We start from the raw sequence: 23884 nt of genomic DNA on the forward strand, positions 1-23884 counted from the left end.
ATGACCTATGAAACAGCCAAGGCCGCCTTTGCCGACTGGGGTGTTGATACCGAGGCAGCCCTTGACCGGCTCAAGACGATCCCGATTTCGATGCATTGCTGGCAAGGCGACGACGTCGTCGGGTTCGAGCAACAGACAGGCACGTCAGGCGGTGGAATTCAGGCGACGGGAAACCATCCCGGCCGTGCGCGGACACCTGATGAGCTGCGCGCGGATGCCGAATTCGCTTACTCCATGATCCCGGGAAAACATCGGTTTAACCTGCACGCGATGTATCTCGATACGGACAAAACCCCGGATCGCGACGAAATCGAGTTTGCACATTTCGCGCCCTGGGTCGATTGGGCGCGCGGGCTCGGAATTGGGCTGGATTTCAACCCGACCTTCTTTGCCCACGCCAAGGCCGATGACAACCTGACCCTCAGCCATCCCAATGCGGGTATCCGCGACTTCTGGATCGAGCATGGCAGACGGTCCCGCGATATTGCCGCCCAGATGGGGGCGACGTTGGGCGCGCCCTGCGTGAACAACATCTGGGTGCCGGATGGCTACAAGGACACGCCCGTTGACCGGATGTCGGCGCGGCGGCGGCTGGAAGCATCGCTGGATGCCATGCTGGAGCCGCCACAGGACAAGGTCCACATGCTGGACGCCGTCGAAAGCAAGCTCTTTGGCATCGGGGTCGAGGCCTGTACGGTCGGCAGCCACGAGTTTTACTTTGGCTACGCCAGCCGCAAGGGCACGTTGCTGTGCCTCGATATGGGTCACTTTCACCCAACCGAAAACATCGCCGACAAGCTGAGCGCTGTATCGCTGTCGGTGGATGAAATCCTGCTGCACGTGTCCCGCCCGATGCGATGGGACAGCGACCACGTCATTCTCTTGAATGATGACATCCTGCAAATGGCGCAGGAACTTGTGAGCGCTGACCTGCTGGGTCGGACGCATATCGGTCTGGATTTTTTCGACGCGACGATCAGCCGGACCGCAGCATGGGTCATCGGCACCCGCAACATGCAGAAAGCGCTGCTGCGTGCCCTGCTTATGCCGCTGGATCAGTTGAAGACGGCGGAGGACGGGCTAAACTTCACGACCCGGCTTTCGGTCACCGAAGAATTCAAGGACATGCCGTTCGGCGCGGTCTGGGATGAATTTTCCAAACGAGCGGAGGTTCCAAACGGTCAGGCCTTGATCAGGGAGTTGGACCGCTACCAGAAGTCGGTCTCAGACCGGGGCTGAGACGCGCAGCGCAGACTGCCGCGATCTGCGCGATGGGGCGCCGATTTCCGGCCGCTGCCATTGTCCGCCACCGGCTTTGAAAACCGAAAGAGCCGTTCATCCTGGCCGCTACCGTGGTTGAGAGCCGGGAAAAACCGTACTCACGGTACATCACCCAAAACCGTTGCAAAATGCGCTGTGGTTTTCTACCTTCACTCCATCGGGAACAAACAACAACGGGAGGGCACCAGCTGATCATGCGTATTATCCGCCGACTTCAGCACGGTCCCCGCGTCGCCCTGTAAACACCGTTTGCAGGGCTGACCAGAGAGCACTCTTTTACTCGGTCTGTCCATAGCCGCGCCGCGGCCCCTTTTGTTTGTACCGAGACTCCCATGAATATGATCAATATCAACGCCCTGGGCGTGACGCTTGGCATTCCGCTTTTTGCGGACCTGACCCTGACAATTTCCAAGGCCGACAGAATAGGCGTGGTTGCCGCAAACGGACGCGGCAAATCCACGCTGTTCAGCTGCATCGCCGGTGAGCTCGATCCGACCCGCGGTGACATCACGCGCGCACGTGGCGCGCGGATCGGGTATGTGACGCAAAACCTGCCCTCCGAGGTCGAAACGCTGTCCCTCTACGAGCTGGTTCTGGCGGCGCTGCCCGCTGACCAGACCGACTATGAAAGCTGGCGTGTGGATGTGCTGCTGGATGATCTGAAGGTGCCTTATGACCTGCAGCATCAACCGCTGGCAGCGCTCAGTGGCGGCTGGCAACGCACCGCGATGCTGGCCGCAGTCTGGATCACAAAGCCCGATGTCCTGCTGCTGGACGAGCCGACCAACCACCTTGATCTCTCCCGCATCGCCTTGCTCGAAGCCTGGCTGGCCTCCTTGCCCCATAGCGTCGCGGTCGTGATCATCTCGCATGACCGGGCGTTTCTGGACAATACGACCAACCGCACGCTTTTCCTGCGTCCCGAGCGCTCCCGGGTGTTCCAACTCCCTTTCACAGCGGCGCGTGCCGCATTGGACGAGGCGGATGCAGCCGACGAAAGACGGTTCACCAATGATCTCAACAAGGCCCAGCAGCTGCGCAGACAGGCGGCAAAACTCAAGAACGTCGGGACCAATTCCGGCTCCGATCTGTTGCTGACGAAAACCCGCCAGCTCACCGACCGTGCCGAAAAGATGGAGGCCGCTGCCCGGCCCGCCCATCGCGACCAATCGGCGGGCGATATCAGGCTGGCAAACAGTGGCACCCACGCCAAGGCGCTGATCACGTTGGACGATGCGCCGGTCGAAACGCCGGATGGGCGGCTGCTCTACCGGACAGGTCGGAAATGGATCACCAGAGGCGACCGCATCGTCGTGCTGGGCACAAATGGCACCGGCAAAACGCGCCTGATCAAGATGATCCAGGGGGCGTTGAGCGGTGCGGAGGGACAGATAAAATGTGCGCCCTCCGTTGTGCCGGCCTATTCGGATCAGCATCTGAGCCAGCTGGATGCGTTTGAAACGCCGATGGAGGCGGTGGCCGGGCAATTCGATATCGGTGACCAGCGGGCCCGCACGGTTTTGGCGGGGGCTGGGCTCACCGTGCAAATGCAGGACAAGAAGATCGATGCCTTGTCAGGCGGGCAAAAGGCGCGACTGGCCATGTTGATCCTGCGCCTGAGCCATCCCAATTTCTACGTGCTGGATGAACCGACGAACCATCTGGACATCGAGGGGCAGGAGGCGCTGGAGGAGGAACTGATCGCCCATGGCGCGTCCTGTCTGCTTGTCAGCCACGACCGCAGCTTTCTGAGAAATGTGGGCAACCGGTTCTGGTGGATCAAAGGCAAGGCGCTGGTCGAAGTGGACGATCCGGAGGCGTTCCTGAGTGGTGAGCAGCACGCCGGGTAGTATTGGTCCAACCGTGTTTCTGTGCGCCAGCGTCGGTGCCGATGACGCGAAGGTTGCCGCAGTGTGGCGGCTCGATAGAAGTTCGTCGCTGCTTTTGCGGGGAAAGGCCACGCTGCGGCACCTGCCTGGCCAAAACGCGACACCGATGACGTGGAGCTTACTTCACGATGTGTTCGTCTTTCACAAACATGTTCGCCCAGGCCCGGTCGATAAGCTCGGGACTCATCTGGTAGGGGATGCCCTCGAAGTCGCAGATCGAAATCATCTGGTCGATCAGGAAGATCGGCTGGTAGTTGGCGTAGATATTGTCGATCTCGGGGTATTTGACCTTCAGCAGGTGCACCAGCGTCGCCTCGTCCAGCGGCATATTGCGTTTCTTGGCGACCATGGCGAAGATTTTCAGGAAGTTTTCCTGATTGGGCCCGTCGATCTTGATCTTGAAGAAGATCCGGCGCAGGGCGGCCTGGTCGAAAATCTCGTTGGGGTGGAAGTTGGTGGAGAAGATCACCAGCGTGTCGAAAGGCACCTCGAATTTCTCGCCCGACTGCAGGGCGAGGATGTCTTTGCTTTCCTCCAGCGGTACGATCCAGCGATTCACCAGGCTTTGCGGTGGTTCAGCCTGACGGCCAAGGTCATCGACGATGAAGATGCCGCCGGTGGATTTCAGCTGCAACGGCGCCTGGTAGGTACGCGCCGTGGGATTGTACACCAGATCGAGCATCTCAAGGCTGAGCTCACCGCCGGTGATCACCGTGGGGCGTTCGCATTTCACATAGCGCTGATCGAACTTGGTGGCGCGGCGCAGCGCGGTGGGGTCGTCCTCTTCCATGGGCACGGCGGCGTGCACGATGGGGTCATAGACGGTGATCACCTGCCCTGCATATTCGATGGCGCGGGGGACGAACACGTGATCGCCAAGTGCGTCGCGGATGCCGTTGGAGATCGAGGATTTACCATTGCCGGGCGGGCCGTACATCAGGATCGAGCGACCGGCAGAGACCGCAGGCCCAAGCTGTTCCAGCAGCATGTCGGGCAGCACGAGGTGGCCCATCGCGCCGGTCAGCTGATCGCGGGTGATCTGCATATTGCGCACGGACTGGCGCTTGACCTGAGCGGCGTAGACATCAAGCGGCACCGGCATGGCGCCGAAGTATTCCGACTGCGCCAGCGCATCCAGCGCGCGCGCCTTGCCCTGTTCGGTCAGCTGATAACCCATTTCATTACCGTTATTGGCATTGAGCGTGCCGGTCGCCTCCAGCAGACGCTGGTCGCGCGCCATATCCACCAGCTCCTGCGTGACCGGGATCGGCAGGCAGATCGCCTTGCTGAGGTCGCTGACCATATCGACGTTCTTGCGGAACATGGTCTTCAGCACGATGTCCCGCATCATCACGGTGGGCAGCTGCATGTCTTCCAGGGTGCGCGGCGGTGGCGGCACCATGACATTGGCGTTTTGCATATTCATTGCACGATCCTCAGTAACAGCAGTTTTGTCGCGGCGACCTGCACCCCGTTTGCCCAGACCGTAACTGAAGAAAATGGCGTAATTCAGGCGCCTTTGAGGGCACCGAGGATCAAGTAGAGCGCAAGAGCCATGCCCAGTGCGAGGCCCATCGGGAATTTCTTGCCCTGGTCCCAGCTGGCCCAATGCGGCGCCAGCGTGCGCAGGCTGGTGGCGCGCGCAATGCGGTGGGTGACAAAGGCGCCGAGCAGGGAGGCCGCCAGAAGCGCCATGATCAACCGCAGGTCCGGCAGAGCCACGTAGGGTGCGGCGGCGGCGATGAATTTCGCGTCACCCGCGCCCATGGCCCCGATGGCGTTGAGCAGGACACCGATGATCAGCATGATCACCAGTTGGGCGAGCCGCCAGAGGTAGGTTTCCAGATCGGGCATGGCAAAGGGCCCAAGGATCACGAACACCAGGGCCAGCGCGATTACCGACTGGTTGGTGATCTTCATGCGCGACAGGTCGGTGAAGGCCACGTAGAAACATAGCGGCAGCACGAAGGGCAAAAACCACCAGGCAGAAGAGGCCGTGATCGCCATGCCGCTCTGCGATCAGGTGTCGAGGGCGTTCAGCGCGCGCACAGCGGGTTCAAAGTGCTGCGGATGCGTCTCGATCGCGTCCCGCAACAGCGCCTTGCCGACGCTGACATCACCCTGTTTGATCGCAGAAAGGGCCATGGTGTGCAGCAGCTGCGCCCGCTCCGTCTGGTCCATGGGAATCACCGGCAGGCTGTAGTCCTGCTGAGCACCGCGGGCCAGAACGAGGTTGTTCTTGGCGGTGAAGAGGGTCGGATCTTGGCGGATGGCCTCGCCGAAGAGCCGTTCGGCTTCCTTGTAGTCGCCACGGGTCAGCTTGGAATAGCCCCAGTTGTTCAGCACGCCCGAGGGTTTTGTGGTCAGCCCGGTCGCGATCTCATAGAAACTGTCCGACTTGGTCCATTCCTCGTTGCTGTCCGCCAGCATCGCCTCCAGCCTGTAGCGGTTGAAGGTTTCATGGGTGGGGGGCAGGGTGTCCAGCGTCGCTTCGGCCTTGGCCCAGTTGCCCGTGCGGATCAGGGTATCGGCAAGGGCCACGCTGTCTTCGGCCGTGGCGCCCTCCATCGTGGTCACTTTCTCCCACGCGGGTGCCGCTTCGGTAAAGCGTTTCGCGCGGACCAGCGAATAGGCCAGACCCCGTTGCAGATCGATGCGGTCGGGCTTTTCCTTGGTGGTCCGGGTGAAGTACCCCACGGCCTCGTTGGGGTCCGCCACGGTCAGCATCACGTCATTGAGATTGGATTCATCGACAACGTTGACGTCCTGAAAGGCGCGTTCGACAGTCTCGTCTTCTTTTTCGGCGCAGCCTGCAACAAGGAGTACACCCGCCAGACAGGCGGACAGAAGGATGGGATGGCGCATGTTGTGCGTCCTTTTACTGCTCTTACCTCAATTACGGCGTCGGACGGATCAGGAAATCTGTGCTGCCGCGCCGGACCAACTTGTAGTCGTCGGTTTGTAAGGGTGTTGTAGCAGAATTCTGCGATTTTGCGAGTGCTAAGCGCAAGTTGTCGCGAATTGCGACACTTTCGCCATTGTCGAGGGCAAAGGCGCGTTTGAAAATCTGTTCGGCTTCGACGGTTTTGCCCGCTTCCATCAGCACAACGCCAAGATTGTTCCAGTCCTCTGGTTGGGCGCCTTCCATGGAAATGGCGCGGCGCAACTGCCTTTCGGCCTGGCCCAAACGGCCCAACCCCAGATTGGCACTGCCCAGCCCGGCAAGGATTTCCACGTCGATCTTGCCGCGCTCAAGGGCGGCACGGTTAAAGGATTTGACCGCCAGCTCGTACTCACCGGCAGCAATCAGACGGTGACCGACGTCGACCCCGTCCACCGCATCGGCCGTCAGATCAACGCCGGGCGCGTCGATCTGGCCCTCGGGAACGGAGGTGTCGCCCGTGCTGCAGGCGGCAAGTCCAAGGCTGGTGGCAAGCACTGCGGCGGCCTGGGCGGCGCGCCGGACCCTTGTGATCATCAGTTGACGCCTAAGCTCCCCAGTTGCGTGATGCCGTGCACGGAAGGCCCGACCAGAATGATCAAGAGCGGCGGCACGGTCAGCATCATAGTGGCAAGGGTCATCTTGGTTGGCAACTTGTTTGCGGCCTCTTCCGCGCGCATCACCCGCTTGTCCCGCATCTCGCCGGCGTAGACCCTGAGAGCCTCCGCGATGGATGTCCCGAACGTTGCCGACTGGATCAGGACCGTCACGAAGGAGGAGACATCCTGCACCCCGCAGCGTTCGCCCATGTCGTTCAGCACCGTGACCTTATCCTTACCGGCCTTCATCTCATAGGCGACCATGTCGAATTCCTGCGCCAGCGCGGGGTAGGAGGCGTGCAATTCGCGTGCCACGCGGACAATCGATTGATCAAGCGACTGCCCCGCCTCCACGCAGACCAGCATCATGTCGAGGCTGTCGGGAAAGCCGCGGGTGATTTCCTCTTTGCGCATCTCGACCCGGCGGGTTACCCAGTAGCTGGGCAGATAATATCCGACGGCGCCCGGTACGATGAAGTAGATCATCATTTTGTTGCTGCTGAACCCTTCGCCGCCGCCCAGCACGATCAGGTACACAAAAGCCCCCAGCAGGCCCAGAATGGCCAGGGCAAACTGCGCGAAGTGGAAGATGCGCACCGAGTCCTTGCTTTGATACCCCGCCTGCGTCAGTTGCAACTGCTTCTTGCTGAGCGTGGCCACGTCCTGCGGTTCGAGAAAGCTGGCAAATTTCTGAAGCTGCTCATTGCGTTCACCCTGGCGCAGGCGCTGCTGCGGCTCCTTGGCTGCATCTGGCGATTGCACCGATTTCTTCAGCTTGGCCATGGGGTCTTCGGGCTGTTTCAGGATCAGGATAACCGTCACCGCAATCATGATCAGACCGATGGTGCCGAGGATGATGATCGGACCCAGCGGCCCCAGCATATCGACCACCATGGCGTTGAAAGAGCTTAAGAATTCCATCGGGTCAGTTCCTTACACCTTGATGTCGGTCAGAATGCGCATCACCAGCAGGTTCAGCCCGAGCAGAATGCCGACGGTGAAACAGGCGGGGATGAACAATGCGTGGTCGCGGACCTCATCGTAGTAATTGGGGTCGGAGACGTTGATGACGATCAGTGCCACGATCGGGAAGGCGGAGAGGAATTTACCCGACCACTTCGCCTCTGCCGTGATGGCCTTGACACGGCGGAAGAGCCGGAAGCGGGCGCGGATCACCTTGGCCAGACCGGCCAGGATTTCGGCGAGGTTCCCGCCGGAGGTCTGCTGGATCGTCACGGCCACGGCAAGGAAGCGCAGATCCTGCATGTCCAGTCGTTCTGCCATCTCCTTGAGCGCGTCGCCCACGTCACGGCCATAGGCAGATTCGTCCGCGATCATGCCGAATTCAGAGGCCAGCGGGTCCTGAACCTCCTTGGCCACGATCTGGATGGCAGAGGAAAACGGGTGGCCGACACGCAAGGACCGCACCATCAGCTCCACCGCATCAGGCAATTGCTCTTCGATCATCGCCAGGCGTTTGTTCGCCTTGGAGGAGACCCAGAAATAAACCGCCCCGACGCCGATGCCGACAGACAGCAGCGCGCGCACGCCGACTTCGGTCTCGGTGCCCACGGTCAGGCCCATGAAAGCGACACCGGCAAGCAGCACCATGATCATGATCAGCTGACGCGGGGTGAAAGCAATGGCGGCTTTCTGCGCCTTTTCCCCAAGCAGGGAATAGAGCGGGATGCTCCGGCTTTTCATGTGCTGCTGCATTTCCTTGCGCAGCTTTTCGAGCACCTCTTCGCGGCCATTGCCCTTGTCGAGCATTTCGAGCCGGCGGTTCACGCGGCTGTTCAGGCTGATCGATTTGCCGAAGGTGACCAGATACAGGCCTTCGACCAGCACCAGCACGCCGATGAAGATCAGGCCGTAGATGATTGGTTCTGCACTCATTGTCCTGATCCTTATTGGGCCGCGATGGGTTCGTAGATGGACGGGGGCAGGTCGTAGCCCCACATGCGGAACCGCTCTGCATAGGCGGACCGGACACCGGTGGCGGTGAAATGACCGATGATCTTGTTCTCCGGTGTCAAGCCGACGCGCTGGTAGCGGAAGATTTCCTGCATGGAGATGACCTCGCCTTCCATCCCGGTGATTTCGGTGATCGATGTCATCCGGCGGGACCCGTCCTGCAGACGGGACGCCTGCACGATCAGGTTCACCGCCGAGGAGATTTGCGAGCGCACGGCTTTCAGGGGCATTTCAATGCCCGCCATGGCGATCATGTTCTCCAGACGGCTGATGCCGTCACGGGCGGAGTTGGCGTGGATCGTCGTCATCGAACCGTCGTGGCCTGTGTTCATGGCCTGCAGCATGTCGATGACTTCCTCGCCCCTTGTCTCGCCGACGATGATGCGGTCGGGGCGCATCCGCAGGGCGTTTTTTAGACAGTCGCGGGGGGAGACCTCGCCTTTGCCTTCGACGTTCGGCGGGCGGCTTTCCATGCGGCCCACGTGGGTCTGTTGCAGTTGCAGTTCCGCGGTATCCTCGATGGTCAGGATGCGTTCGGCGTTGTCGATGAAGGAAGACAGCGCGTTGAGCGTCGTGGTTTTCCCCGACCCGGTACCGCCGGAGACAATCACGTTGAGGCGCGTGGCCACGGCCGCTTGCAGATATGCGGCCATCTCTTCGGTGAAGGCGCCGAATTCCACCAGATCATCGATGCCCAACTTGTCCTTTTTGAACTTCCGGATGGACACGAGGCTGCCGTCCACGGCCACCGGCGGCACCATCGCGTTGAAGCGCGAGCCATCCTTGAGACGCGCGTCCACATAAGGGTTAGATTCGTCAACACGGCGCCCCACGGCAGAGACGATCTTGTCAATGATCCGCAGCAGATGGCGTTCATCCTTAAAGGTGATGTCCGTCAATTCCAGCTTGCCGGAGCGTTCCACGAAAATCTGCTGCGGCCCGTTCACGAGGATATCGTTCACGGTTTCATCTTTCAGCAGGGTTTCGAGCGGACCCAGCCCCGTGACCTCGTCATAAAGCTCCGATGTCAGGTTCTGACGATCCTCGCGGTTCAGAACGATGCTGCGTTCTTCCAGAAACTCGCTGGAGATCGCGCTGATTTCCTGACGTAGATCCTGTTCGGTCGCATGTTCCAGGGCCGACAGGTTGAGATTGTCGAGCAGCACGCGGTGCAGGTCGAGCTTGATTTCCCCCATGCGTTCCTTGCGCTTGCGCTCCTTATCCATCGGCGTGACCTGTGCGGGAGCTGTTGGTGCGGCCTTGCGGATCACGGCAGTGGCGGCCGCGGGCGTGGTCGCTGCGATGTCGGCAACGGGCGCCTCGTCCTTGGCGTCAGCAGGCGGGGTCGCTGATGTTTTTTTGTACTTCGAGAACATGCATTATTCCTTTGGCGGATCAGGCCGCTTTGACATCTTTGGTGTTCAACTCGTGAATCGAGGCCGCCAGCTTTGCGATTTCGCGCCGCAGCGGGTTCTTGGGCGCGGATTGCGCAAGCGGCAGGCCGTGGTCTGCACCCTGCGTGATGGGCTTGCCGCCGTCGGGCATCTGCACGTCGATCGAGATGCCGAGACTTTCAGCCATCCGTTTCACGCGGGCCTTGCCGCTGAGATCGGTGAACTTCGGGGCGCGGTTCATGACATACCGCAGTTTCTCGACGGGCAGTTCCTCCGCCTGCAACGCGCGCTTGAACCGCAGGGTGTTCTGGGCGCAGCGCATGTCCAGTTCGACCGTGGCGAAATACACATGCGCGGCTGTCAGGATCGCTTCGGACCAGCTGACGAGGGTCGAAGGCATATCGATGATCACATAGTCAAAGTGCCGACGTGCCATATCCAGTACGCGGTTCACGTCTTCGGCTGTGATGATGTCCAGCGGCAGCATTTCCATGGGCGCCGTCAGAACCTGCATCTTGTCCTGAAAAGTCAGCAGAGACTGGCCGAAAATCTCGTCATCCATGCCTTCGGTGTCGGACAGCATGTCGTAGACAACTTCGCGCCGCGGCAGGTCGAGGAAGGTCGCAACGGCGCCATATTGCAGATCGAGATCCAGCATGCAGACACTTGGTCCGTTTGCCTTTTCGGCGGTTGCCAGTTCCCATGCCAGGTTGACGCCCAGCGTGGTGGCGCCGGTCCCACCTGCGAGCCCGTGCACGACGATCACGGCGCCTTCTTTCTGGTTAGAGGATTGCAGGCTCGGTGCTGCGGCGGCGGGCAATGCCTGTTCCTGCAAGCGTACCCGCTCGATGGCTTCGCCCAATTCGTTCTCGGGAAGCGGGTAGGGGACAAATTCGTCCGCGCCCTGGCGCAATAACGCGTGCAGCGAGGCTGGCGTGACATCTTCGGCGATCAGAATGACTTTGATGCCGCCTGCCTTGGCCTGGGTGATGATCTCGCCCATGAGCGGCAGGTTTTCCTCGTCCGTCTCATCGATGGCCAACGCGATAAATTCAAGCGCCTGTGCCTCCGGCTGTCCGAAAAACGCGAGGGCTTCGGCAAAACCCAGATCTCCCCAACTCTCACCGAGGGCCAGCTCCATATCTTCGATCAGCAGATCGAAGTTCTGCACATCGCGACTGACTGTGCAGGCCACGATGAGTGACGTATCTGGTTGCGGCATCGTGCTCATTGCCTCGACTTCCTCTTTTTTCGAGGGCGAGGCAGAAAACTGCTGGAGTCTTGCTTTTTTGTGTCACCCCAACGTCCCCTGCGACCGCCCATGCCTGGCTCTGTGGCCGGACATACGTGTCCCATTGGAGGATAAGTCGCAGTGAACTTGGGCGAGATTAGGGCTTAATCCGCCCAATTGTTGGGTATCTCGACACAATAGCCGAGTTTGAGAGCGGATTTGCCAGAAGCGTGCCGGGGTCTTATTCGGCTGTTGCCGTTTCCACCGTGATGGCCTGACCCGCGCTGCCGACATAGTCGCGGTAGATCACCCGCGCATAGTTGCCATCCAGACGACCGGTGCAATGCACACGGTAGACCGGATTTGCCGGAGAGCTTGCAGGATCAAGAACAACCACCGGATCTCGGGGCGAGACACCGATCTTGCCGGTCTTATAGGCGCTGCCGTTCGGGTTGCAGACCTGGGCCACCATGTTCTGCATCGTGGCGTTACCGAACTCGCCGCTGTCCAGCTGGGCACCGGCCTCGCTGAACCAGACGCTGCCGCTGTTTTGTTCGCCGCAGGCCGCAAGTGTCGCAAGGCCGGCGAGCAGAAGCGCCGCACGTGTTTTCCGATGTGTCATGCGTTTCATCCCCTCACTCCATCACGTAGCCGTAGGACCCGCTGAAATCTTGCTTGGCGACTTCACCGGCGGCACCCCGACGGGGCGCATTGGCGTTTCTCGTGGTGCGACCAAAGAGGAACAGATCCTGTTCGGTCGGCGGCTTGATCCGGTCGGTGGGCAGGGCCAGCGCTTCGCCGCGGGTCGGCGTGACCAGGTGCGCGGTGATGATGATGACCAACTCGGTCTGGCTGCGTTGGTAGTCGGCGCTGCGAAAGAGCGCGCCCAGCACCGGCACATCGCCGATCCAGGGCAGCTGGCTGGCCTGATCGGTGAAGTCATCCTGCAAAAGCCCGGCGATGGCAAAGCTTTCGCCATCGCGCATCTCGACCGTGGTTGAGGTCTCGCGCCGCGAGAAGGCATCCAGGAAGAACCCGTCGCCCAGGCTGACCCCGTTTGACGGATCGATTGCAGAGACCGCCGCGGAGAGCTGCAGATTGATGATGTCTTCATCGACCACACGGGGGACGAAGTTCAACTCGACCCCAAAGGGTTTGAATTCGACGCTGATCGTGTCTTCGTCCTGCGCGATAGGCACCGGATATTCGCCACCGGCGAGAAAATTCGCCTCCTGTCCCGAGAGCGCTACGAGGTTCGGCTCAGCCAGGGTGCGCACGGCTCCCTTGCTTTCGAGGGCTTCAAGCAACAGGCCGATCTGGACGGATCCCAGACCGAAACTCACCGCTGCAGAGCCCGCGTTTTCGGTGGCAGCGGGAAACGTCGGCCCGCCCAGCAGGGTGTTTGCGAACCCGGCAGCGGCGGCATTACCGGTTCCGATTGCGGCCTCGGTGCCCCCGACAACCAAGGAGCTGCTAAGTGTTTTTGACACACTGCGGTTCATCTCGGCAAAGCGGACTTTCAGCATCACCTGCTGGATGCCGCCGACACTCATCAGGTTTGACACCCGGTCCGGGGCATATCGTTGCGCGAGGTCGAGGGCCTTTTGCAGCTTTTGCGAACTCGACACCGTCCCGGACAAGACAATGCCGTCATTTGCGGTGCGCACTTCGACACGTTCACCGGGCAGGATCTGGCCCAGCCGTTCCTTGAATTCGGTGACATCCGGTGCGACGCGGACCTCGACATTGGTGATGAGCTGACCGGCTGCGTCCAGCAGCGTCAGCGTTGTCATGCCGGGCGTTTTGCCAAGCACATAGATACTGCGATCCGACAGGGAGGAGATATCCGCAATACCGGGATTGGCGATGCTGAGCTCGGCAAAGGGAATTTCGCTTTCCACGACCACGGCGCGGTTCATCGGCACGGCGAGTGTCTTGTTTGTGCCCTTGGTGACCACACGCAATGTGTCGGCCTGTGCTGCGACCGGTGCCGTCAGCGCAAGCGAAGACACGCTCAGTGTCAGCCCCAAAAGGGCCGCTCTCAACATTCCGTCAATTTTCATGTGACCTGCCCTTTATGATCACGCCTCGAAGCCGGGTCTTGATGCCCGGATGGGTCACACTCTGCGTTGGTTTTGATTTTTTTGCAAGAATCAACGGGTTCTGCACCTGCCTTTATGTGGATAAATGGCAACAGCGCAAAAACGAAAGGCGCCGCAGAACTCTGCGACGCCGGGATAGTGTGTTGGTTTTACTTTAGTTTGTGCAGGGGATCGGGATCGCCACAACCTCGGCGCCGCGGCGCGTTCGGATACTGCATTCCCGCTTCTGTTCGACCTTGGGAGCAGGGGCTGCTTCTTTCAAACCCAATAGCGATACCTGATCGACCTCGATTTCGGAAAGCTCGGTATCATCGCCAACGCCCACAAGGGACAGCGACAGGGTGCCGGTGGATTGCGCCTGGGCAAGGGCCGCCACCTGTTCGGGGCGCACGGCCACGGTCACCGTCCGTGCGATGCGGGTGCCATTTGTGGTCTTGTCGTCCTGGTCGACCGCGATCAGCTGGACAGAGGTATCAATCAACTTGGTGACGTCTTCGCTGCCGCCGCCGAATTCCACGCGGCCGGTCCAATAGACATCAACCCGGTCGCCCGGGCGCAGAAAACCCGACACGCCGCTGGCCACGTCAACCCGGATGGCAAAGGCGCGCATGCCTCTTTCCAGCCGGGTGGTCAGGCCGATGTCTTCGCCCGGTTCGGTGACTTTCACGGCCAGCACGGCCTCGTCTTTCTCCATCGCGCGCACGATCAAACGTGGCTCTTCTTCATTTGTGGGGAAAAGCGCTTCGATATCGCTGAACGTACCTTCCGGGATCGCTGACTGGGGCCAGGCCACGGGGCGCACGTCCTCTTGGGTCAGTCTTTCACCGTATCCCAACTGCCGCGTCGCAACATAAACGGTCTGGGTCGGCACAACCTGCGCCTGGTTCAGCCGGGCATTTGCCAATTCGGCCTGATACGCCCCGATGTAGTTCTTGGCCATGTACACAGCGCCGCCAGCAAGCGCGAGCCCGGCCAGAAGCACCAATCCGAATATCATTCGCATAGTCTTACCTCGTTTTTCGCATGGCCCGTGAACAAACAGGTCATTTTGCCAAGGGTTTGCCTGCGCATTGTGGCAATTTAGGGATTAACGCGTGTCAGACGCGCGGCTTTCTACCGGATATCGCAACAATCGTATCTATCGCTTGCGTCTTTGCAGCGCGGCAAAAAGCCAATCGGCGCAAGCTCGGAGACCCACGAACCCAGTTCGAAAAAAGAACCGCCCCTTTTGGCAAGAGGCGGTTCCGATCAATCTAATCAGTATGATGCTATGGTGAAGAGGTGCCAATTTGGCCAACAACTTGCGTTCCGAGGAAGCTCTTGGTCTCGGCTGTGACGCCAGACGAACCAGCGCGGAGTTCAAGTACAAGAGCGACCGCAAGTCCAACCACCGCAGCAGTCAAGACCACCCAGTCTACAGTTACAGCCCCGGCCTCATCCGTTTTGAATTTTCTAAAAGCGCACAACATAAGTTAAGCTTTCGATTGAGGAACCTTGTGTGGGTCCGGGTAAAAAGAGGGCCGCGTTCAAGTGAATGAATGCGGCCCTTTTGTTTGAGTTACGCTACAAGGGCGCCCGAACATCTGTTACGGGGTTGTAGGCGTTGTCGGTGCTGCAGGTGCTGCAGGTGCGCCGATGCTACCCACGGACTGGGTGCCCAGGAACGAAGATGTCGCAGCTGTCAGGTCGGTCGCGCCGGTCTGAATGGAGCTGTATGCGGCAATCGCCAGGCCGACAACAGCAGCTGTCAGCACGACCCAGTCAACCGTCACGGCACCGTCTTCGTCTTTGCGGAAGTTCTTGATAAACTTAATCATGGTATGTCCCTCCAAAGGATCAATTACATTCACTTAGTAACCTTGCCGTCCTCAGGAACCGTCTCTCTCGCTTGGCCCGTCCGACTTGGTATGCACCTATATAGCCAAGGGATTGGGGCATGATTTTGGCGGCAAATGTGACTTTTGAGGATTCTAAGCAAATAATTGTAGGAAAAAACGTAACCCAATGAATCCGAAGAGATTTTTTTGCTTTTGAAGTTTATAATTCGTTAAAGTGAAGCCCGAATGTGGCAAAACCGCCGCGTTCGCGGGGCGGATTCACTGGTGTGACGCAGGTTTCTCTGCGATGCTGTGGGAAAAACAAGGCAAAAGCAGAGTGTGAGCAGTCGATATGCGTATCGTTCTATGTGGCGTGGCGATTGCCGCGGCCTTTCCCATCTATTCCGCCTGGGCCGACACCCCAAAACCCTTCCCGGTCTTTGAGGCCAAGCGGATTGGTGTTCCCCAAAGCGGACAAAAGCGCATCCAGGTGCAGATTGATCCTGCGGCGCAAAAAGCCGCCCTTGCGGTGCCCCTCCCACAGCCCAATACCCCCCAAACGGCGCCGGACGTGCCGCGTACTGCGCAGCCGCTTGGTCAATACGGGTGGTTCTGGGACAAGGTGTCACCCTCCATTTTCGACGTGCAGCCGGGCCGGTTGGAGACCATCATGGAGGTGCTCACCGGGTCGGGAAAGGTTGCGGCCCCCCGATTGCAACACATGCAGAGCATCGCTCAGGCCAACGGGGTGGAGATCCTGAAATCCACCATCGGTACGCGGGTCTCGCCTGCGCTGGTGCTCGCGGTGATTTCGGTTGAGTCGTCCGGACGGGTGGACGCGACCAGCACTGCAGGGGCGCAAGGCCTTATGCAGCTGATGCCCGACACGGCGGCCCGTTTTGGCGTGCAGGACAGCCTCGTAGCGGCCGATAACATCGCAGGTGGTGTCAAATATCTCGACTGGCTGATGGGGGAGTTCGCAGGCGATCCGGTGCTTGTGCTGGCCGGATATAACGCGGGCGAAGGATCGGTGCGCAATCATGAAGGGGTGCCGCCCTTTGCCGAAACCCGCGACTACGTGCCCAAGGTGCTGGCCGCCTTTCAGGTGGCCCGCGGGTTGTGCAAAACCCCGCCGGAGCTGATCACGGATGGCTGCGTCTTTGCGGCGATGAACTAAACGCTGAAGACATCGGCCCATTCCGGGTGGCGCCGCCGCTGTGCATTCACGAAGGGGCAGAGTGGCACGATCTTGAAACCTTCGCTGCGGGCATCTGCGACAAAGCGCGCGACAAGCGCTTGACCCGCCCCGGATCCGCGCAAGGCGTCAGGAACCGCCGTGTGGTCCGCGATCACGGTCTGTGGGGAGAGGATAGAATATGTCAGATCCGCCTCATGCCCGTCCTGGACCAGCACGTAGCGTCCCTTGGTCCCCTCGACGCTGCGGGTAATGTCAAATTCGGTCAACCGTGGACCCCATCGGACAGGGCATTCCCAGTCATCATTCTCTCTCTGCCGAAGGATGCAAAATCCATCTTCTGCGCGCCCGTTTCTATCGTGTCAGGGTTGCGCCAGCGGGCACATCAATTGTGATGAAACTCCCGGCGGCCCCGCGCCCGAGCTGTAGGGTGCCCTCGAGGCCTTCGATCAGGCCGTTGACCATGCGTCCGCCGACGGTGGTGGTATCCGGCCATGTCATGTAATTCGGAATGCCCAGACCATCGTCCGATACGGTCACGCGTAAACCGCCCGCGCTCAGCTGTGTCATCCGCACCTCGACAAGCCCGGTGTCAATGCGCTCGAAAGCATGCTGGAACGCGTTGGTCAGAAGCTCCGCCACCACCAGGCCGACGCGCGATGCGGTCTCAATCGGGATGTCCAGCGGATCGAGCTGCAGGTTCAGCCGTATGCCGGAGCGACCGTAGACATGTCCAATCGCGCAGCAGAGGCGCGACAGATAGCTGCCCATGTGGATACTGTCCCGGTTCGACTGCATGTCAGAGAGCTTCATTTCTTCGTAGAGAAGTTGAAGCGTCTCGATACGTCGGGTCAGGGCGGCATATTCCGCCGGCACGGAGGTTGAATTGGACTGCTGCCGGATCATACTGATGATCATCGACATGTCGGTCTCGACCCGGTCCTGCACTTCCATCAGCTGGGTGTTGATCTGTTCAGCCATATCACTGCGGTCGCCGTGCCGCAGTTCCTGCTGGATGCCCATCAAATACTGGACCTGCCCATTTTCATCAAAGATCGGCGCAATCACCAACCGGTTCATGAACGGTTCGCCATTCGCCCGGTAGTTCAGCAGATCGGCCGTGACCGCCTCTTTTGCCTCAACGGATTTCCGCAACAGATCGACAGCAGCTTTCTCGGTGTCTTCACCCTGGAGAAACCGGCAGTTGCGCCCGATTACCGCACTGCGCGCGTAACCTGTTTGCCGGGTGAAGGCCTGATTGACGTAGACAATCGGATTGTCTTCGAGGTTAGGATTGGTCACGACCAGCGGCAGCTGCGTGCGACCGAAACTGTCAAAGGAGATGTCTTCGTTGAGCAGGAAGTTCAGGGAATCCGCCATGGTCGGCACGCCTCAGGTCGCTCGGATTATGCGCCGGTTGGGGCGCTGTTCATGCGTGCCTCGGATGAGGCGACGCTTACGGGTGTCGTGTGGTCCGCAAGGGTCCCGATCGCACCGGGCAGGCAGGATCGCCTTGCGCCCGCACCTCACATGAGGCGCGCAGGCTTCTACGGCAGGGCAGAGAAAATCATCAAGCATAACTAAGCCAGTGGCCGTCAGCTTGCCATGTTGCAAAGCTTCATACTGCGCCGACAGCGCTGCATCATGTCGATTATTCATCTCGCTCCCTTAATCCAGCCGGTCAGCCGAACCTCTTCTTATGCACAATGATCGCTCGTTGAGTGTCGACCCTGTCATTCAATCGCGAGTATAGAGCCGGTTCGACTTTGGTCAAACCGCTTTGACGATTTTCGGAGCAAAGGTGCACTATCCTGCAGAAGCGGAGACTTATGCCTTTTTGGCGACGGCTTTCTTCTTGGCGGGCGCCTTCTTTTTTGCAGCGGTCTTGCGGCGGCCGGTGCCCTTCTTGGCGGCCTTTTCATCGATCAACAGAACAGCCGCTTCGATGGTCAGATCAGCCGGTTCGCTGTCCTTGGGCAACGTCGCGTTGATCTTTTCCCACTTCACGTAAGGCCCGTATTTGCCCTCCATGATGCTGATCTGGCCGCCCTGATCGGGATGTTCGCCCAACTCCCGCAGGGTTTTGGCGGCAGCACCACGCCCGCCGCGGCTGGCAACCTTTTCCGCCAGGAGTTGCACCGCGCGGTTCATGCCCACGGTGAAAACCTCGTCGATGCTTTCGAGATTGGCGTTCGTGCCGCCGCGTTCCGAGGTGGAGGCGGCGTGCTTCAGGTATGGCCCGTAGCGCCCGATGTTCGACCAGACCGTCACCCCATCCTCGGGGTGCGGTCCAATTTCGCGGGGCAGGGACAGCAGCTTGAGCGCCTGCGGCAGGTCCACACCCTCGGGCGGCCAGTCTTTGGGAATCGACTGGCGCGGTGGCTTCTTGTTGTCCTCCGTGACCTCGCCGCGCTGCACGTAGGGGCCGAAGCGACCCTTGAAGGCGTAGATCTTGTCGCCTGCGTCCTCGCCCAGCAGCTTGCCTTCGGGCGGGATGCCGCTGTCGTCTTCTTCACCGGGCGGACCGAAGGCGCGGGTGTAGCGGCATTCGGGATAGTTCGAGCAGCCGATGAAGGCCCCGCCGGAGCGCGCCGTGCGCATGGACAGCCGCCCGGCGCCGCAATTGGGGCAGAGGCGCGGGTCCGTCCCGTCCTCGTTGGGCGGAAACAGATGTGGCTCCAGCACCTCGTTGATCTTTTCCAGCACTTCGGTGATGCGCAGATCGGCGGTCTCGGCGATTGCAGCGGAGAAATCGCGCCAGAAGCGCCGCAGCACTTCTTTCCATTCCGCGTCGCCGGCGCTCACGTCATCGAGCTCGTTTTCCAGATCGGCGGTAAAGCCGTAGCCGACGTATTTACGGAAGTAATTCTCAAGAAAGGCCGTGACCAGCCGCCCTTTGTCTTCGGGGATCAGGCGGTTCTTGTCTTTGCGAACGTACTCACGATCCTGAATCGTGGTCACGATCGAGGCATAGGTGGAGGGTCGCCCGATACCCAGCTCTTCCATCTTCTTGACCAGCGTGGCCTCGGTATAGCGCGGCGGCGGCTGGGTGAAATGCTGCTCCGGCGTGACGGCGCGCTTGTCCATCTTGTCGCCCTCGTCGATCTGGGGCAGGCGCTTGTCGTCCTCATCCACCACATCGTCGCGGCCTTCTTCATAGACCCGCAGGAAACCATCGAAGAGCACCACCTGACCGGTGGCGCGCAGCATGACCTGGCCATCGGCGCTGCCCACATCCACTGTCGTGCGTTCCATCCGGGCGGCTTCCATCTGGCAGGCCAGCGTGCGCTTCCAGATCAGATCGTAGAGCTTGCGTTGATCGGCGTCAGAGGTCTTCAGATCCTCCGCCTTGGTCATCATATCGGTGGGGCGCACGCATTCGTGGGCCTCCTGCGCGTTCTTGGCCTTGTTTTTGTACATGCGCGGGCTGCCGGGCACGTATTCCTTGCCATAAAGCGTCCCAATCGCGTCCCGGGCGGCCTGCACGGCCTCGGGCGCCATGTCGATGCCGTCGGTCCGCATATAGGTAATGTAGCCTGCCTCGTAGAGCCGCTGCGCGGTGGACATGGTCTGGCGCGCGCCCATGCCGAACTTGCGGCTGGCCTCCTGCTGCAGGGTCGAGGTCATGAAGGGGGCGGCGGGGTTGCGGTTGGCAGGCTTGGCCTCGACCGACTGCACCGTCAGGTCGCGGGAGCTGATGGCCTGCACGGCCATTTCGGCCTGGGTCTGGTTCTCGATGTCGAACTTGTCGAGCTTTTTGCCCGCGAGTACGGTGAGGCGGGCCTCGAACTCCTGCCCGCGCGGCGTGGCAAGCTGCGCCTTCACAGACCAATACTCGCGGTTGCGGAAGGCTTCGATCTCCATTTCGCGCTCGACGATCAGGCGCAGGGTGACTGATTGCACGCGGCCTGCGGATTTCGCGCCTGGCAGCTTGCGCCAGAGCACCGGCGAGAGATTGAAGCCCACCAGATAGTCGAGTGCGCGGCGGGCGAGATAGGCCTCCACCAGAGGCATATCGACCTGGCGCGGGTTCTCCATCGCCTCGGTCACGGCCTTTTTGGTGATCTGATTGAACACGACCCGGGAGACCGGGGTATCCTTTTTGATCGACTTGCGCTTGGTCAGCGCCTCCTGCAGGTGCCAGCTGATCGCCTCGCCCTCGCGATCAGGGTCGGTCGCGAGGATGAGCGCGTTGTCCTCTTTCAGCGCATCGGCGATGGCTTTGACGTGTTTCTTGCTGTCGGAGGCCACCTCCCACAGCATGTCGAATTCGTTCTCAGGGTCGACAGAGCCATCTTTCGGGGGCAGGTCGCGGACGTGCCCATAAGAGGCCAGAACGGTATAGTCACTCCCCAAATATGCGTTGATTGTCTTGGCTTTGGCTGGCGATTCAACAACTACAACTGGCATGTACTAGGGCACCTCTGGGTGAAATTCTCTGCGTCTATGCTCAAGCCAGATGTGCTGTGCAAGCACGTTTGTCAATCTGCTCATGTTTGTCGCACGCAGTTTTCCGCGCGTAAGACGGCGGCGCGCAGGGACGGATTCATCGGCCGGTCCGGCTGCGTTCGGTGCAGCGCCGGAGCTGGCTGGACATAGTCGTGAAACGCGTTGGCACAGGTCAGGCGCGAGACAGCAGGCCACCGGCGCGGCGCGTGATTTTGCCGTCCATTTCGAGGTCGAGCAGAACCGGCGCCGCCTCCGCGGGGGCTACGGCAAGGTCGCGGATCAACTGGTCCTCTGCCACGGGGGCGGGGCTCAGGCGCGACAGGATCATGCGGTGCAGGGCTGCGACCTCTCTCAACGCAGGCCGGTCTTTCTTGGGGGGTGCAACGGGGCCGGGCAAAGGCAGTTCCGGCGCATTTCCGTGCAGGGGTGTGAGCGCTTCCAGCACGTCATCTGCACCGCGCACCAGCGTGGATCCTTCCCGGATCAATTGATTGCACCCAGCGGCGCGGGCGTCGAAGGGGCTTCCCGGGACGGCGAGCACATCGCGTCCCTGATCCAGCGCGTCCCGTGCGGTGATCAGGCTGCCCGATTTTGCAGCAGCCTCCACAACAACCGTCGCGCGGCTGAGGCCGGAGATGATGCGGTTTCGGCTCGGGAAGTGCCGAGCAATCGGCTGGAGCCCCATGGGTTGTTCCGACACCCGCAGCCCGGTGGCCGCAATGTCCTGTGCCAGCTTCATGTTTTCGGTGGGATAAATCACATCGACCCCACCCGCCTGCACCGCGACCGTGCCGGTGGCCAGAGCGGCGAGATGCGCTGCCGCATCGACACCACGCGCAAGGCCGGAGACGATCACGTAACCGGCGGCACCGAGATCGCGGGCGAGCGCCTTGGCCATGCGGGTGCCAAGAGAGGAGGCGTTGCGGGCGCCTACAAGCGAAATCATCGGACGTTTTAGAAGGCCGGGATCCCCCATGACCCAGAGAAAGGGCGGGGCGTCGTCCAGATCTTCAAGCAATTCGGGGTAGGCCGGGGTGCCCTGCATGATCAGCCGCGCGCCCGCTTTGCGGGCGGCGTTCAATTCAGCCTGCACCACGGCTTCGGGGCAAATCTGGTATTTTTCAACGCCGGCGGCGCGCGCTACCTCAGGTAGCGCGGCCAGCGCGTTCTGCGCAGTGCCGTGTTCAGTCAGCAGTCGTTTATACGTCGTTACGCCAACCCGGCGGGATCGCAACAGACGGAGACGGGAGAACTGTTCGTCTTCCGAGGTGGGTGGGAGTGGGGGGTGAGTGGAAGAAGGATTGTGGTCCTTGTCATCAGTCATCCGCGTCTCCGTCCGTTGCAGAATCAGGTTTAAGGCGAGTTGGTTAACAACGCATGAATCAATGCCCCGTGTTGGCCTCGCTATTTCTGGGGAGAGGGGCCCGGATCAGGAGGCCGAACCGCCCACCGTCAGGCCACCGATCATCAATGTGGGTTGGCCCACGCCCACCGGCACCCATTGCCCGTCCTTGCCGCAATTGCCCATGCCGGGATCAAGCGCCATGTCGTTCCCGATGGCGCGAATCTGCTTGAGCGCGGTGGCCCCATCCCCGATCAGCGTTGCCCCTTTGACCGGCGCACCGACCTGGCCGTTTTCCACCCGGTAAGCCTCGGTACAGCTGAAGACGAACTTACCGTTGGTGATGTCCACCTGACCGCCGCCAAACCCCACAGCGTAGATGCCATCCTTGAGATCGGCGAGAATGTCGCCCGGGTCGCTGTCCCCGCCCAGCATATAGGTGTTGGTCATCCGTGGCATGGGCGCATGGGCATAGCTTTCACGGCGCCCGTTGCCGGTGGGGGCCACGCCCATCAGCCGGGCGTTTTGCCGGTCCTGCATGAAGCCCACCAGAATGCCGTCGTCGATCAGAGTGTTCTTGCCCGAGGGGGTGCCTTCATCGTCGATGCTGATGGAACCGCGCCGGTCCGGGATTGTGCCATCGTCGAGCACGGTCACGCCCTTGCTGGCGATGCGTTGACCCATGAGACCGGCAAAGGCGGAGGAGCCTTTGCGGTTGAAATCCCCCTCCAGCCCATGGCCGATGGCCTCGTGCAGCAGGATACCGGGCCAGCCCGGGCCCAGCACAACATCCATGACACCAGCGGGGGCAGGCACCGCGCCAAGGTTCACGACAGCCACCCGCAGCGCCTCGCGCGTCTTGGCCTGCCAGTCCGCCGGATCGATCAGGCCATCCAAGCCCACACGGCCACCGCCCCCGGCGGAGCCGCTTTCCCGGCGTCCGTTCTCCTCGACGATCACCGAGACATTCACCCGCGTCATCGGGCGGACATCCCGCAACGACTGCCCGTCGGGACGCAGAATTTCGACTTCCTGCAGGCTGGCGGCAATGGTCGCGGAGACCTGCACGACACGCGTGTCTAGGTCCCGGGCAAAGGCGTCGATCTGGCGCAATGTGTCGATCTTGACGGGAAAGGCGGCCCCGGCAATGGGGTCTTCATCGGTATAAAGCTTGATATTGGTCGGGTTTGGCGCGTCCGCCATTGTGCCGCCGCCGTCGCCCACCGCCAGGCGCGCGGTCTCGGAGGCGCGTTTCAGAGCGGTTTCCGAAATTTCGGTGGAATGAGCGTAGCCGGCCACCTCGCCGCACACGGCGCGCAGGCCGAACCCCTCGGAAGCATCGTAGCTGGCCGTCTTCAGACGCCCATCGTCGAAGACGAGCGCCTCGGAGCGGCGCCGTTCCAGAAACAACTCCCCATCATCCGCGCCCCGGGTCGCCGTGCGCAGCACATCAAGGGCCGCATCCCGGTCGAGCGCATCCTGAAAGGGCGTGAAAGGGGTGTCTGTCATCGGTGATTTCCTCCAAAGGTGGGTAAATCTGCATTCAGCGTCTCTATGACGCAAGCTGAACTCTTTATCTCGCGATCAGAATATGATTGTAAGAGCACAGATTACAACGGACGGGATGGTGCGCAGTCCTTTCCCCGCCCGCCAACCAAAGATGATCCCAA

The 23884-nt window shown here is 60.7% G+C and carries 20 protein-coding genes; 3 read left to right on the forward strand and 17 right to left on the reverse strand.

Translation table 11 applies throughout. The features are described 5' to 3' along the window. The gene (locus ISX84_RS01700; protein ID WP_195818588.1) at window positions 1–1239 is read left to right on the forward strand and encodes an L-rhamnose isomerase; all 1239 of its coding nucleotides are present in this window, start codon (window positions 1–3) and stop codon (window positions 1237–1239) included. A 374-nt stretch (window positions 1240–1613) separates the two neighbouring features. Then, entirely contained in the window at window positions 1614–3131 is a 1518-nt protein-coding gene (locus ISX84_RS01705; RefSeq protein WP_195818589.1) for an ABC-F family ATP-binding cassette domain-containing protein, read from the forward strand. Window positions 3132–3288: 157 nt separating this feature from the next. On the opposite strand, the gene ISX84_RS01710 is transcribed toward ISX84_RS01705, so the two are convergent. The 12 genes from ISX84_RS01710 to ISX84_RS01765 form a co-directional block, all read right to left on the reverse strand. Further along, a complete protein-coding gene (locus tag ISX84_RS01710; protein WP_195818590.1) occupies window positions 3289–4596 on the reverse strand; it encodes an ATPase in 1308 nt (435 codons plus the stop codon). 83 nt (window positions 4597–4679) lie between these two features. Next, window positions 4680–5177, reverse strand: coding sequence for a prepilin peptidase (locus ISX84_RS01715; RefSeq protein WP_195818591.1), 498 nt, complete (start codon window positions 5175–5177; stop codon window positions 4680–4682). A gap of 12 nt (window positions 5178–5189) precedes the next feature. Next, complete coding sequence (locus ISX84_RS01720; RefSeq protein WP_195818592.1) at window positions 5190–6035, reverse strand: tetratricopeptide repeat protein; 846 nt, start codon at window positions 6033–6035, stop codon at window positions 5190–5192. Window positions 6036–6066: 31 nt separating this feature from the next. Then, entirely contained in the window at window positions 6067–6648 is a 582-nt protein-coding gene (locus ISX84_RS01725) for a tetratricopeptide repeat protein (RefSeq protein ID WP_195818593.1), read from the reverse strand. Beyond that, complete coding sequence (locus ISX84_RS01730) at window positions 6648–7631, reverse strand: type II secretion system F family protein (protein WP_195818594.1); 984 nt, start codon at window positions 7629–7631, stop codon at window positions 6648–6650. Before ISX84_RS01730 ends, ISX84_RS01725 begins: the two co-directional genes overlap by 1 nt. 12 nt (window positions 7632–7643) lie before the next feature. Then, window positions 7644–8606, reverse strand: coding sequence for a type II secretion system F family protein (locus ISX84_RS01735; RefSeq protein ID WP_195818595.1), 963 nt, complete (start codon window positions 8604–8606; stop codon window positions 7644–7646). A gap of 11 nt (window positions 8607–8617) precedes the next feature. Beyond that, window positions 8618–10060, reverse strand: coding sequence for a CpaF family protein (locus tag ISX84_RS01740; protein ID WP_195818596.1), 1443 nt, complete (start codon window positions 10058–10060; stop codon window positions 8618–8620). A 19-nt stretch (window positions 10061–10079) separates the two neighbouring features. Continuing rightward, window positions 10080–11309 carry an AAA family ATPase gene (locus tag ISX84_RS01745; RefSeq protein ID WP_229884036.1) on the reverse strand — a complete coding sequence of 410 codons (1230 nt, stop codon included), beginning with the start codon at window positions 11307–11309 and terminating at the stop codon, window positions 10080–10082. 241 nt (window positions 11310–11550) lie between these two features. Then, on the reverse strand, window positions 11551–11931 hold the full coding sequence (locus tag ISX84_RS01750) for a hypothetical protein (protein ID WP_229884037.1): 381 nt from the start codon (window positions 11929–11931) through the stop codon (window positions 11551–11553). A 13-nt stretch (window positions 11932–11944) separates the two neighbouring features. Next, the gene (locus ISX84_RS01755) at window positions 11945–13372 is read right to left on the reverse strand and encodes a type II and III secretion system protein family protein (RefSeq protein ID WP_195818598.1); all 1428 of its coding nucleotides are present in this window, start codon (window positions 13370–13372) and stop codon (window positions 11945–11947) included. Window positions 13373–13565: 193 nt separating this feature from the next. Next, entirely contained in the window at window positions 13566–14414 is an 849-nt protein-coding gene (gene cpaB / locus ISX84_RS01760) for a Flp pilus assembly protein CpaB (protein ID WP_195818599.1), read from the reverse strand. 583 nt (window positions 14415–14997) lie between these two features. Then, window positions 14998–15228 carry a Flp family type IVb pilin gene (locus ISX84_RS01765; RefSeq protein ID WP_195818600.1) on the reverse strand — a complete coding sequence of 77 codons (231 nt, stop codon included), beginning with the start codon at window positions 15226–15228 and terminating at the stop codon, window positions 14998–15000. 352 nt (window positions 15229–15580) lie between these two features. Here ISX84_RS01765 and ISX84_RS01770 point away from each other — a divergent pair, with 352 nt between their 5' ends. After that, window positions 15581–16405, forward strand: coding sequence for a lytic transglycosylase domain-containing protein (locus ISX84_RS01770; RefSeq protein WP_195818601.1), 825 nt, complete (start codon window positions 15581–15583; stop codon window positions 16403–16405). Here the strand turns inward: ISX84_RS01770 and ISX84_RS01775 are convergent. The 5 genes from ISX84_RS01775 to tldD form a co-directional block, all read right to left on the reverse strand. Further along, complete coding sequence (locus ISX84_RS01775) at window positions 16402–16692, reverse strand: GNAT family N-acetyltransferase (protein ID WP_195818602.1); 291 nt, start codon at window positions 16690–16692, stop codon at window positions 16402–16404. The genes ISX84_RS01770 and ISX84_RS01775 overlap by 4 nt on opposite strands. An 85-nt stretch (window positions 16693–16777) precedes the next feature. Then, a complete protein-coding gene (locus tag ISX84_RS01780; protein WP_195818603.1) occupies window positions 16778–17803 on the reverse strand; it encodes a PAS domain-containing protein in 1026 nt (341 codons plus the stop codon). A gap of 447 nt (window positions 17804–18250) precedes the next feature. After that, window positions 18251–20833, reverse strand: a complete 2583-nt coding sequence (topA, locus tag ISX84_RS01785; RefSeq protein ID WP_195818604.1) for a type I DNA topoisomerase — start codon at window positions 20831–20833, stop codon at window positions 18251–18253. A gap of 211 nt (window positions 20834–21044) precedes the next feature. Then, entirely contained in the window at window positions 21045–22196 is a 1152-nt protein-coding gene (gene dprA / locus ISX84_RS01790; protein WP_195818605.1) for a DNA-processing protein DprA, read from the reverse strand. 105 nt (window positions 22197–22301) lie between these two features. Continuing rightward, window positions 22302–23723: a metalloprotease TldD gene (gene tldD, locus ISX84_RS01795; protein WP_195818606.1), complete on the reverse strand. Its 1422-nt coding sequence runs from the start codon at window positions 23721–23723 to the stop codon at window positions 22302–22304. Between the last annotated feature and the right edge of the window lie 161 nt (window positions 23724–23884).

It is taken from the genome of Roseobacter sp. MH60115, from assembly GCF_015644665.1.
In the GTDB taxonomy this organism is placed as follows: Bacteria; Pseudomonadota; Alphaproteobacteria; order Rhodobacterales; family Rhodobacteraceae; genus Roseobacter.

Bases quoted from the DNA above. Each gene is read 5' to 3' on its own strand.
- ISX84_RS01700 (WP_195818588.1), top strand. From the start codon at position 1: ATGACCTATGAAACAGCCAAGGCCGCCTTTGCCGACTGGGGTGTTGAT.
- ISX84_RS01705 (WP_195818589.1), top strand. From the start codon at position 1,614: ATGAATATGATCAATATCAACGCCCTGGGCGTGACGCTTGGCATTCCG.
- ISX84_RS01710 (WP_195818590.1), bottom strand. From the start codon at position 4,596: ATGAATATGCAAAACGCCAATGTCATGGTGCCGCCACCGCCGCGCACC.
- ISX84_RS01715 (WP_195818591.1), bottom strand. From the start codon at position 5,177: ATGGCGATCACGGCCTCTTCTGCCTGGTGGTTTTTGCCCTTCGTGCTG.
- ISX84_RS01720 (WP_195818592.1), bottom strand. From the start codon at position 6,035: ATGCGCCATCCCATCCTTCTGTCCGCCTGTCTGGCGGGTGTACTCCTT.
- ISX84_RS01725 (WP_195818593.1), bottom strand. From the start codon at position 6,648: ATGATCACAAGGGTCCGGCGCGCCGCCCAGGCCGCCGCAGTGCTTGCC.
- ISX84_RS01730 (WP_195818594.1), bottom strand. From the start codon at position 7,631: ATGGAATTCTTAAGCTCTTTCAACGCCATGGTGGTCGATATGCTGGGG.
- ISX84_RS01735 (WP_195818595.1), bottom strand. From the start codon at position 8,606: ATGAGTGCAGAACCAATCATCTACGGCCTGATCTTCATCGGCGTGCTG.
- ISX84_RS01740 (WP_195818596.1), bottom strand. From the start codon at position 10,060: ATGTTCTCGAAGTACAAAAAAACATCAGCGACCCCGCCTGCTGACGCC.
- ISX84_RS01745 (WP_229884036.1), bottom strand. From the start codon at position 11,309: ATGAGCACGATGCCGCAACCAGATACGTCACTCATCGTGGCCTGCACA.
- ISX84_RS01750 (WP_229884037.1), bottom strand. From the start codon at position 11,931: ATGACACATCGGAAAACACGTGCGGCGCTTCTGCTCGCCGGCCTTGCG.
- ISX84_RS01755 (WP_195818598.1), bottom strand. From the start codon at position 13,372: ATGAAAATTGACGGAATGTTGAGAGCGGCCCTTTTGGGGCTGACACTG.
- cpaB (WP_195818599.1), bottom strand. From the start codon at position 14,414: ATGCGAATGATATTCGGATTGGTGCTTCTGGCCGGGCTCGCGCTTGCT.
- ISX84_RS01765 (WP_195818600.1), bottom strand. From the start codon at position 15,228: ATGATTAAGTTTATCAAGAACTTCCGCAAAGACGAAGACGGTGCCGTG.
- ISX84_RS01770 (WP_195818601.1), top strand. From the start codon at position 15,581: ATGCGTATCGTTCTATGTGGCGTGGCGATTGCCGCGGCCTTTCCCATC.
- ISX84_RS01780 (WP_195818603.1), bottom strand. From the start codon at position 17,803: ATGGCGGATTCCCTGAACTTCCTGCTCAACGAAGACATCTCCTTTGAC.
- topA (WP_195818604.1), bottom strand. From the start codon at position 20,833: ATGCCAGTTGTAGTTGTTGAATCGCCAGCCAAAGCCAAGACAATCAAC.
- dprA (WP_195818605.1), bottom strand. From the start codon at position 22,196: ATGACTGATGACAAGGACCACAATCCTTCTTCCACTCACCCCCCACTC.
- tldD (WP_195818606.1), bottom strand. From the start codon at position 23,723: ATGACAGACACCCCTTTCACGCCCTTTCAGGATGCGCTCGACCGGGAT.